The sequence below is a fragment of the Cyanobium sp. A1C-AMD genome (assembly GCF_024346495.1).
Taxonomy (GTDB): Bacteria; Cyanobacteriota; Cyanobacteriia; order PCC-6307; family Cyanobiaceae; genus Cyanobium_A; species Cyanobium_A usitatum.
Genome location: NZ_JAGQDB010000076.1, coordinates 1 through 11308 on the forward strand (window position 1 = coordinate 1; position 11308 = coordinate 11308).

Here is an 11308-nt window from a genome sequence, read left to right on the forward strand (position 1 = left end):
ACTGCTGGGACACGAGCACCCCAACACAAACCTCACAAGGTTCATGCTGGCCACTCTGCTATCTGATCAGGAGCGATATGGCGAATCTATACCTTTGCGCCGCCAGGAACTTGAGGTGGCAGCCAAACGGAATGGCTGCGGTGCACACGGCACCCTTATCTCGATCCGCCTACTTGCGAATGATCTCTATTGGCTGGATGAACTAGAGGAAGCAGAAACCCTGTTTCGTGAGTTCTTGGAAGACCGCCAGCAGGTGCTCAAGCCCAGCGATTTCGTGATCGGTCGGGCGCTGGGAGGTCTGGCCAAGACCCTTGAGGAAGCCGGCAGGCTGGAGGAAGCGGCCGCCATTGCCCAGCAAACCCTCGATCACCGCCACGAGCACGAAGGGCCCGATTCCTTGTGAACCAACCGCAAGCGGCTGGACCTAGCACGCGTACTGCAGAAGCTGGGCCGCGATGCCGAAGCCCTTCCCTTGCTTGAGCAACTGCAGGCCAGCCTTGGCAACCTTGATCTCCCCGATGAGGAGGACCGGCACCTTCTTGCCTCCGCCTGCGACTTGCTGGACCTGATCACCGCTGAACACTGATCAGCTGCGTCAGTCTCTCGACTCCTTGCCCACTGGCGTCCCCGTGCACGGCCCGATGCTTGCCAAGCACTAGATCTGCAAACCGCTCGTGGACCTCAGCGCCCCGGAGCAACATCAGACTGGCGGCAACGCCGGCCAGGCGTTCCAGCTCTTGGCGGAACTCCAGGCCGTGGTGCATGTTCAGTGCATGAGCCGCCTCGTGGATCAAAACCTGAAGTGATTCAGGGCCCAGTGGGTGCTGCCAGAAGCACGGCTGATCCAGCGCCAAGGTGAGCACATTCGTGGTGCTCCAGTGGGCATAGAGGGTCACGCCGGCCTCGTGATTGAGGGTGAGCTGGCCGCTGACGCGGTTCTCGCGCCCGGGGCAGGTGTCCACCAGCTGCTGGCAGAACCACACCGCAAACTCCAGGCAGCGCCCTACCGCTTCCGCTCCACCCTGCCGCTCCAGCCACTGCTGGCGCACATCCCCCGCTTGCCTGGCGGCCTCGATGGAAAAACTCTCACTGTCGGCGCGCTTCGCCTTGGCAAGTTCATCGTGGCGCACCACCTCCCGGGCTGAGGGCACGAACACCTTGAGCATGTCGCGGAAGCCGCTGCTGGCCTGCGCCGTGTTGACGACCTGCACACCCAGTTCGCGGGCATCCTCATCGAAATGGCGCTCGCCCATCCTTGGCACCGAGCGGGCGATGTTCTCCCCGAAGGCGCGGGCAATGATCCGCTTCTGCACCTCACTCTCACAGCGGCGGCCGGCATGGCCCACCCACTCGTCCTTCACGGCAGCCTCATCCATCTGCTCCAGCAGCGTGGGCAGGCAGGCCATATGCAGCTTCACCGGATAGCCAGACGCCACCGCATCGCGGTTGGGGTTCATCGGCACCCGCTGCTGCACATCGCAGTGATAGGGCATCGTCCAGTCCACAGCCGCCACCGGAATGCCCATCTCGTAGATGGTGGGCTTCTCTCCATCGCTGGTGGGCACCAGATGGATCGTGGTGCTCCGGCTCGGCTTCTTCCAGCTCTGGCTGATCGGGTCATACAGCTCGGTGGTGATGCTGGCATTCACCTGATGCTCCACAGCCCTGGAGCTGATTCGCTCACCATTCACCACCAGCTCGATGCGCTGCGGCACCAGGAACTGCGCGAAGTAGCCATCCAGCCGCTCACGCGTCTCCTCCGGCCATGGCATCCGCATCCACACCGTGGTGCTATAGCCCTGTTCCGGTACCGCTACCTGACGCGTAACCCGCTGCCCGTTCTCCTGCAGAAACGCCAGCTGCTGGCCGCCGCTACTCACCCTGGCCTCCTCCGCGATGCAGAGAGCCTCCTTGAACCCCCGCCCGAAGCGGCCGCGTTTGAGATGGCTATCGGTCTTGTGGGTGAGGTACACCACTTTCAGATCGCTGAGGTTGCTGATACCCGAGCCGTTGTCGCGGCACTCCACCACAAAACCCCCGGCTTCGCTGCCGTAGCGGAGCTCAATCCGGCCCATATCGCCCTCCACGAACGAATCCAGGGCGTTCTGCACCAGCTCCTTGATTAAGTGCTCAGCCGGCCGCGCCGCATTCATCGCCGCAAAGCCTTCGGTGCTGATCGAAAGCCAGCCTTCGCTCTGCCTGGTCATTTAGGTTGGGTCGAAACTGCCGCAAGCCTCCTATGTGCGGGCTTCTGCTGCGGGGCCACTGTGCGAATGACGGCCGGCTGGGCTGGGGGCTCACCGCAGCGGCGGGAGGGGTCTGTTTCTGGTTTCAGTGGTCAGTTGGCTGGTTCTGACGTCACAGTTCCCAGAGCGTGGCCAGTGGCACGGCCCAGAGCTGCCATCAAAGGCCTCAGGCCTTTGGCATTTGGCATGGGGAAGGCGTAGCCACTGTTGCCTCACGATCGTGAGGCCCCATCCAGCTCTTCCGCATAATCCGCATCGGGGAGCCAGCATTACCCACAACAGAACTCCAGCTCTAGATGATTGAGCTGGTGATGTTTCCCCCCTCACCGCTGAGCCTGAGTAACTGCCTACACCACCTGGATCGTGGATGCTGAACTGAGGGAGCTGCTTGGTTCGGCCGGTGCCCTGGTGATAGAAGGCCCCAAGGCATGTGACCAAGCGCTATCGGCCACGCCACAGGCCGCATCTCGTGTTCTGCTGGACATCGACTAGCCCGCACGCCAGGCCTTGGTGTGGAACTTGGGCTGGGACTGAAAGGATCCAGGCCCCGCCTCCTGGTTCCCTTGAGCCCCAACCCGGCTGCATCGAGTGGGTCTTGTTTGCAGCCTGTGCGCCGCAAGAAACGCTGAAATCACAATGCGAATAACGCCGAGCGTTTGATGCGGGTTTCGCTGACCACACAAATCTGTTGTGCCTATGGCAGCAGGTTGGTCACTCGTACTGCTTAGCTGCTGTATCCGAGTACAAGATTGATCACCTCATCGAACTCCTGGTCGCTGATGGGCTGAGAGATACTGAGCGTATTCATGGCTCGGTCGATTTCGGAATCGATCCGATGCAGGAAGGATTCGCGCACTGTGTCGACTAGTTGATTGAGTTGTTCGGATGTCATTTTGAAGGATTGATAAAGGGGTGAATGGTCAAAGCGGAATTGTCGTCGGACAGTCAGGGAGGCTTCCGAGGGGAGGGCCCACTATTGGGCCCCGTTTGCATCAGCACCATCTCGAAGCTCAGCCCTCTTGGCTGTAATAGCGGTCGAACTTTGCGGCCACTTCCTGCCAGCTCACGCGGGCATAACCCTTCAAGGCGAGGAGCACTGTTTCCGGCCGTTTGCCGGTGTACTCGGATTTAGTGCCAGAGGTCATAAAACGGCGGATCTCCACCTGGCTGGGCATGGCACCGGCCGGCAGCCCATGGTGCACAGCGACGTGCTGCAACAGCTCTGAGAGTCGCTCCTGGGTCCAATACCTGCGGCAGCCCTTACCCATCAATTGGCCTCGGTAGCGCAGGTGAACAGCCTCGGCCACGGGGCCCTGCCCGCCATGACGGGTGATAGCGCCATGAACGGCAGGCGGCAGCTCCGTCTGCAGCGGCATCCGCCCGTGTTCGCCCTGCATCTCTGAGAAGCGCGGTAGAAACTGCTTCAGGGGCTCGATGGTGTGCCAGTACCCCGTGCCGAGATGTCCGCCCCGCTGGCAAATCACCTGATATTGCAGATCCCACTCCGCCTCAGGCACAGCTATCCCAAGCGCGTCGTAGGTCTGCAGCCTCTGCTGCAGCGAGGCGCTCGCCACCTCCAACAGTGGCTTCTGGCTGGCAGCCTCGTATGCATCCAGATCGGCCAAGGTTGGATCAGTGCTGTGGGGGAGACGTCCATGGGTTGCGATCCACTGCCGCAGCAGCTGGTCGCCCTGTTCCCCTTGCTGCTGCTCCCGTGAGCGACGCATTTCATCGCGCAACTCCCCAATGGTGCAGCCAACCAGTGTCACCACTGCCATCAGTTTCTGGCGGACCCTCTCACGGGTGATCGCTGGTGTAGTCAGCGAGCCGATCCTATCGAGCGAAAGCCCGTCAATGTGCAGCAGCAGCATGTTCACAGCAGTTGGACGGCCCATGGCCTTGCACAGGTCCCGCAACCAGGTACCCGCAGGGAATACGCCGCTGAACTTTTGGGCGTAGCACTCCAGCAACTTGCGTTGCAGGATCTCTGCGGCCCCGCCGATGCTGGCCGTGCCCGGGGATGTTCCGCTGGACTGGATCGCTTGCAGGATGGCGCTCAGCTGCTGCAGTTCCCCCAGCCGCCGAGCCAGGGCCTCCGGCTCAGAATCACAGAGACTTGTCAACGTCTTCATCAACTTCAGGGCCGGCGTTGTGGACGCCTTCTCGCGAATGCAGGCAGCGGCCAGTTCGCACCAGCGGCGATTGATGGAGTCATCGACCAGTAGATCCAGCGCAGGGTCACATTGCTGCGTGACCGCTGCGGCGATGGGCTTGGGTGTGGAGATGGACTGAGCGTCCTCAGCGCTGAATGGCAGGCTCAGTCCGTATCCCGCCAACAGGCTGTGCAGCTCGCTGATCGAAGTGGCACCGAGGTGGCGGCAGTGCCCTAGGCGCTGCTCATCCACGCCCACCAGATCCCCCAGCTTATGAAAACCATTGCGCCGCAGTGCATTGGAAGCACGAATGCTGAGGACATTGGCGTCCAGCGGTAGGGAGAGAAGAGACTCTCCGTTCGATACGGGCTGGGGGCTCTGCTGCATTAGGGGGACACAGACAAGCAGCGGCGAAAGTTCGAGCACTAGCGAGGTCAGCGCTGGTGCCTCCAACGGCGAGAGCGCTTGACGCTGGAGCACCTCGGCCAGGGCCTTACAGCTGGCGGAGTCTTCGCAGAGCTGCATGATCTGCCCGAGGATTCGGTGCAGCTTGCGGGCGTTGAAACGCTCTAGGCAGGGACGCACCGCCGCCGACTGCAAAAACGGATCGCCAGCGAGGCCAAGGGCGCGCCATTGCAGCCGCAGGTGCTCAACGGCCTGCAGCAGGAGAGACGTCAGGATGGGGTTGCTGGTTGACTGATCTCCATCGGACTGGCTGAGGGCATTGGGGTAAAGACAGGTCATGGCGTCAGTGCGGTGATGTCACCATTGAAAAAGCCCTGGCCGACTCAGGCGGCGCACACGTGCGAATGACGACCGCCGGTCCGTTGAAAGGTCTGGGCGTTTGCGAGCCAGCGGGTCAGACCACGTCGTTCGACGGGGGTGCAGGATCGAGCCACCCAAGTGGAAAGGGCTTGACTCGTCACCGGCCCCATGGCGCCAATCACGGCGGCTCCTATACGCCTCAGAATGAAGGCACGCGAGAGGTTGCATGCCCCAGCTCAATGCCTTCGATGCAGCACCTGGTCGCACTGTGGTGGTGACTGCTGGGGACCTATTCGAAGAGGCAATCAGCGTTGATCTGCTGGTGATTTCGGCGTGGGAGAACTACTACGAAGGTGAACCGGGCTCCATGGTGGCCGTGCTGCGCGATCGCTGCGGCCTGGAGGTGAAGCAGCTGCAAGAGACTCCAGCCCTGGATCTACGGGCTGCTAGCACGATTCGGGCCTGGATCACCCCGCCCTTAGAAGAGCTGGCCATCCCGCCGAATTGGCCAGAAGGATCTCTAACCCGCTTCAGCCGCCTGGCCGTTGTAGAAAGCCCACGCAATGGGCCGATCGAAGCGACAGACCAACAGGTCTTTCAGCAATTGTTTTGCCTGCTCTCGTTGTTGCCTTTGCATGGCATCAAATGCAACAGCGTTGCAACACCACTGCTCAACACTGGCCGCCAGAAGGCAAAACCTGAACAGCTTTATCCAGCCATGATCAGCGCCATCGGCAATGGCTTTCGTCATGTGCCCGAGCTGCGTCAACTCGTGATTTTTGACAAAAAGGCGGAGCCGTTGCAGGCACTTTGTGAAAAAATTGATTCGCAATTAAATCGGACCCCACTTGATTACAAGCCTTTAGAGCTGAAGGAGCATCAACAGATCCAGCTTAAAAGCCTGCTCTCAACAATTACTTTTTTTAGGAAACGTTGCGGGAAGACAATCACCATCCCAGACGTGGCTGAAAATCTTGCCATTATCGAAAGGCAATTAGATGCTGGAACTGCGGTGCCCCTGGTTCTGGGACTGTCAGCCAGAAAATTGTTGGAATCCCTCGTACAGCAGGAACTAATCAGTAAGAGGTTAGGCGGCGATATAAACAATCAATCTTTGTACGAAGGAATTTCCATTCTGAGCCGCTACTTTGATCCATGGATTTTGGCTGACCTAAACACAATTCGTTGCTTTGGTAACTGGATGGCCCATGCCACCCCCTTCGCTGCCGACCAGATCGTTCCTCGACGCCCGGTTGCATTCAACGATCTGCTCTCGATGCTGCTCGCCTTAGAGCGTGCTTTACAGCAGTATCCGTGGCCGATCCAGGTTAAGAATACTGATCGCTACCGTGAAATCAATCGTATTCGACGTGACAAGGCAACGAAAATAATTTAATCAGTCTTGCATCTCTTTTCGGCCTGAATGTGACACTCGATTTCAAGGCGCAAACCCACCAGGTTGTTGAGGGCTGTTATGAATGATGGATTTGTCTAGACCCAACAGCTCTTCCAGGCCGGGCCCGCCCCTGCACCACCTGCAATGGATAGCGATCACGCACGTTCCCAATCAGCAAAAAATTGGCTCTTTACGGGCAAAAAGCGCACTAGCTATTGGCTTTACTGCAGGGGCAAAAGGCCTGGCGAGTCTTGGCCCGTTGGCTACTAGGCGCCCTGGATCCCCCGGCCAACACAGGGGTGCAACAGGCTGATCCGCCGCGGTGACTTTCAGGAAAGGTGTCACTCCTGGGCTGCCTTTCAGGCCGCCTGCATCAACGGTAGCTGCCCTGGTTCATTGAGTTCATCCGGCGGCTGATTGATCCAGACCACCTCCGGTTGACGCCAACACCTGGTTGATCGCGACCAACGCCTTGGATGGCGCTGGCGGGCCTGTCCATACACGACAGAACGGTGCCTGCAGATCTCCGTAGCCTGACCATGGTGACGTTGCTGGGGCGTCACGAATTTGATGCCGCTGTGGCGGTGTTGGTGGTTGTACCAATCGACGAACGCGGCCACCCACTGACAAGCCTGCTCTTTGGAGGCAAATGGCTTGCGGGGGTAATCAGGCCGATACTTCACCGTCCTGAACAGCGATTCCGAGTACGGGTTGTCGTTGGATACCCGTGGTCGTGAGAACGACCTGAGCACGCCCAGTTCTTCCAAGCGGCTCTCCAGCGTTGCTGCACGCATGGCGTTGCCGTTGTCGGAATGGAGAACCAGGGGTTGCTTCCTGCCTTTGCTGATCCGTTCTCTCAGGCAAGCCCTACTGACCAGATCCGCTGCAACGGCTGGATCCTCACGCTCATCCACATCCCAGGCCACGACCTTGCGGCTCCAGACGTCGATCACCAGGTAGAGGTACAGCCAGATCCCGCGCACGGTGGTGGGCAGATAGGTGATGTCCCAACTCCACACCTGGTTTGCTCCTGAGGTCCTGAGCCGTGGAACGGGGCGCGGTTCCTGTGGTGGCCGTGCACGACCGCGGCGGTGAACCTGGCCATGGGCATGGAGTACCCGGTAAAAGCTGCTCTCCGAGCCGATGTACAGCCCCTGATCGGCCAGGGCTGGCACGATCTGCCCTGGCGGCAGTGAGGCGTACTCAGCCTGGTTGCAGGTGAGCAGGATGCGTTGGCGCTCCTCCTCGCTCAGCTTGTGCGAGACCAGACGTGGGCTGCCTTTGCGGCGATCGTGACCATCGCCATCACCGATCACAGCCTTCCGCCAGCGCTTGAGGGTGCGCAGACAGATGCCGATCTCGCTGCAGGCGCTGACCAGGCCCGCACCAGCGGCATGAGCCTCGTTAATCAGCTCAATCGCCTTGAGCCGGTGAGCGGCGCTGGTCAGCCTTCCGCGTCCTCCGAGCAGAAGGCTTCCCACTTTTTTCTCAGCACCAGCAAGGCTGCCATCTCCGCCATGGCTTTCTCCTTGCGCTGCAGCTCTTTCTTGAGGGCCTTGATCTCCCGCTGGTCCTGGGCACGGAGCTTTTCCAGCTCTCTCTGCTCTTTCAAAGTGAGCACTGGCTTCTCATTGGCATCCTGCGCTGCCTGCCGCCAACGTTCCACCTGCTCGGGGAACAGGCCCCTCTCCCTGCAGTAAGCGCTGAGCTCAGTGGCATTCAGGCCAGCGGCCTCCAGCACCACCGTGAACTTGTCGGCAGCACTCCAGCCCTCTGGTTCCTTCTCGGAAGCCGGCACCACCTCTCCCTGCAACCGCCAGGCCTTCCTCCAGTTGTAGAGGGTGACGATGTGAATGCCCAGCTCTGCTGAAATCTGAGCCACGCTCTGCCTGTGAGGCGGACTCATCCGCCTCCTCACATCAGCTTTAACAGCCTCGCTGTAACGACGCATTGCTCATGTCCTCAAGCCCCCGGGTGTACTGATCACAGGGGTGACAACTTTCCTGAAACCGGGGGCCGCTGCTCGCAGTTTCTGATGGATTCGTGGCGATCCCTAAAGGATTCATGCTCTTGGAGCACCGCCTTGATTTCAGAAGTGATCATGGCGTTTCCTACCTTCTACTTTCTAAGCGACTGCCTCTGCATACAGGCGTGACCCGGACAGCTGCTGCGGGCCTCCCCCCAGTCTGCGGCAAAGCCAGGCCTGAGAAGGGTGACTACAAGCTAAGAAGCTTGCATTAGAACTTGCTCAGCTTGAGATCTGCTCTTGCCTTTTCAAGGCTTCCGTAAAGAGCCTTATCACTGTCCTGCGCTGATAAAGGCGGCTGCCTTTAAAGGCTGCACCGAACCAACCTGCAAGATCGTCAATCCGTTCTAAGACTTCGTCATTCTTGGCATAAAATCCCGCCTTTAGGGAGCTTACTGATATCAAGAGCGCATTCGCAAATAATTCAATTCCCTCCACATCTTTGCCTAGCAACAAACATGCTATTGAATAATAGAAGGCGGCGGCTAGCGTTGGCTCTGCTTCCTTTCCAAAAAATGAGCAATGCAACTCGTAGCAGTCAGCAAGAATCGCGTGAGCTCTTTGAGCTTTTTTCTGGCGAATAAAAAAAACACCGTAAGAAGCATAGCTAAAAAGATATTCGCCAGAGCATTTTCCATAGCGGCGCTCTTTTAGCTCTAATAATTTCTCGGTGCATCCGACTTTGTTCTGCTTTTGCAAATTGATCGTGTATGATTCAAGGCACGCAATGCAGCGTGGATGTTCTGCGCCTAGGCGAGCTCTGCACAACTCAAGCGCTTCCTTGGACCTTTCGATATCTCTCCTGCTGCCATTCTCGCCCTTGACAAGATTACGAAAAATGAGTATATCAAGCTTTGCGAGGCTTTCGCTGCCAAAACAGTGATCACATATTTTTTCAGAATTCCCCATGAGTCTAATCGCCGCATCCTCGTTAAACATCTGCATGTAGGCATCGGAAAGCCTGTAGTTAAGCTCAATCTTGACTGGTGGACTTATAGACGAGTCGGATTGAAGTGCGGCCTCAGCGAGTTTACATAGCTCATTCGCTCTATCGTATTTTCCCGATATGGCATAATTCTTCGCAGTCTTTAGCTCAATACGCAGCCTTTTATAGATTAGATCTGGATAATGCTCTCGGTAGCATGCGACTAGATTGGCGTATAAGTCCAGTTTATCATCCAGTCTGCTGCAGTCTGCCAGAGTCTCCTTAATTGCTAGCGCCTGGAGGCTGGTCCCGGGATTCCCTCCATAAATTTCAAGATAATACCTGCAGGTTTTCAATGCAAGATTGCCGTCCCCGCCCCCGGCTATCTTCAATAGCCCCAAGAGATTTTCAATGTCAAGTGTGACTTCATTATCCTGCTCTGCTCTCGATTTCGCCTTGATTGAATCAAATATTGATTGAATAGCCGTCTCTATCGATCTCTTATTCTTGCTCTGACAGCAGGCTTGAATCCAGTATTGATAGACCACGCCAGGATCCAGTAGGCGCAGCAAGCTCAGCATGGGCTGTTCTCTAGAGAGAATATCAAGCAACAAGTCTCCATTGAAAGCCCTTAAAAGCTGCCACGGCAACTCTTCCGACTTGCGGACATCCCATTCATCCTTGTATTCGAACCACTGGGCTATATCACTGTGAGCTTGTTGCCGATCTACTTGACAAGTAAGATAGCGGTTCTCAACAGCCTTGCGTAGGTAGTCATGATCAATGAGGAGGAGGTTTCCATTCCTGCCAAAAGCCTCCTTGAGTGCCAAATCAATGGGTACCCACTCCAGCGACGCCAGCCCTTTAATCGATAGAAGTTCCTCCTCGCTCAGGCCTGCCTTGCTGGCCCAGAGCGCTGTCATCACCTTGCGGACGTTTTCGCCGTTACCGTCTTCCTCAAGGCGTTCCAGCACTCGCTCGTAGAGGTCATCGATGGTGACCACTGTCAGGTAGCCATCCAGTTGCTCCGCCAAGGTGTCATAGCGGCCGCATTGGCGCAGTTCCTCTAGCAGCACCCGCAGGAACAAGGGTGAACCGGCCAGCGGGTGGCTCAGGATTTTGATGCGCAGCTCAGCGACCAGTTGTTTGGCGTAGCGGCCTAGGTACTGCTTGACCAACACACGCTGCTCTCGTTCCTGGAGTGGCCTGATGGTGAGGGTATTGAACTTCCTATTGACCAGGATCTCCTTGGTTGGGCACTCCAACGCACTGGCCACGATCAGCACTCCGTCTGGAATGGCGAGCGGCAGCCAGGGCAAAGCATTTTGATCATCTGGATTCAGCCGATCGAGGCCATCCAATATCCAGATCCAACGGTGGTTGTTCTGCTTTGCCCAGCGCCCCAGGCTCTGCAGGGCTTCTGCCGCTTTGGCCACCAGCTCCCACCAGTCCTGCGGCACCTGAAGTGAGTAGCTATAGACCTCAGGCAGCTGTTGCTTGGCGGTTTCGATCAACCGTGCCAGCATCGGACGGATGGCGCTGGCATCGTTGCTGCAACCCAGATGGTGAGCATAGAGAAAGTCTTCTGGATAGGCCTGGTGATGGGCCTCCATCCAGTTGGCGATTAGGGCGCTTTTGCCGGCTCCGGATTCGCCGGTGATCAGGATCTTGTGCTGGCCGGTATCGATCCATCTCTCCAGCTTTTCGATGTAAACCTGCCCCCGGTAGCTGTCAGGAAAGATGACGTCTCTGCTGCCATTCATGCAGCCGTGGCAAACGTAGCTGGTCTTGGGTCGA

8 protein-coding genes are annotated in these 11308 nt (G+C 57.9%); 2 read left to right on the top strand and 6 right to left on the bottom strand.

Translation table 11 applies throughout. From position 1 onward, the window contains the following. Window positions 1–403: tetratricopeptide repeat protein (locus KBY74_RS11335; protein ID WP_254942800.1), on the top strand; the 403-nt coding region annotated here is incomplete at its 5' end. Between the two features lie 21 nt (window positions 404–424). On the opposite strand, the gene KBY74_RS11340 is transcribed toward KBY74_RS11335, so the two are convergent. From KBY74_RS11340 to KBY74_RS11355, 4 genes are all read right to left on the bottom strand, one after another. Continuing rightward, on the bottom strand, window positions 425–583 hold the full coding sequence (locus tag KBY74_RS11340) for a hypothetical protein (protein WP_254942801.1): 159 nt from the start codon (window positions 581–583) through the stop codon (window positions 425–427). Beyond that, complete coding sequence (locus KBY74_RS11345) at window positions 570–2207, bottom strand: ATP-binding protein (protein WP_254942802.1); 1638 nt, start codon at window positions 2205–2207, stop codon at window positions 570–572. The genes KBY74_RS11340 and KBY74_RS11345 overlap by 14 nt, the downstream gene beginning before the upstream one ends. 763 nt (window positions 2208–2970) lie before the next feature. Next, the gene (locus tag KBY74_RS11350) at window positions 2971–3138 is read right to left on the bottom strand and encodes a hypothetical protein (protein ID WP_254942803.1); all 168 of its coding nucleotides are present in this window, start codon (window positions 3136–3138) and stop codon (window positions 2971–2973) included. A gap of 118 nt (window positions 3139–3256) precedes the next feature. Continuing rightward, complete coding sequence (locus tag KBY74_RS11355) at window positions 3257–5143, bottom strand: DNA-directed RNA polymerase subunit alpha C-terminal domain-containing protein (protein ID WP_254942804.1); 1887 nt, start codon at window positions 5141–5143, stop codon at window positions 3257–3259. A 247-nt stretch (window positions 5144–5390) separates the two neighbouring features. Here KBY74_RS11355 and KBY74_RS11360 point away from each other — a divergent pair, with 247 nt between their 5' ends. Continuing rightward, window positions 5391–6560, top strand: a complete 1170-nt coding sequence (locus KBY74_RS11360) for a hypothetical protein (RefSeq protein WP_254942805.1) — start codon at window positions 5391–5393, stop codon at window positions 6558–6560. Window positions 6561–6919: 359 nt separating this feature from the next. Here KBY74_RS11360 and KBY74_RS11365 read toward each other — a convergent pair. Next, window positions 6920–8511, bottom strand: a protein-coding gene (locus KBY74_RS11365) for an IS3 family transposase (protein WP_396123181.1) whose coding sequence is annotated in 2 segments (ribosomal slippage) — window positions 6920–8038 and window positions 8041–8511 — 1590 coding nt in all. Because the reading frame shifts where the segments join, the coding sequence is not laid out codon by codon here. Window positions 8512–8808: 297 nt separating this feature from the next. Then, window positions 8809–11308, bottom strand: a 2500-nt coding sequence (locus KBY74_RS11375; protein ID WP_254942807.1) for an ATP-binding protein, incomplete at its 5' end; no start/stop codon positions are given.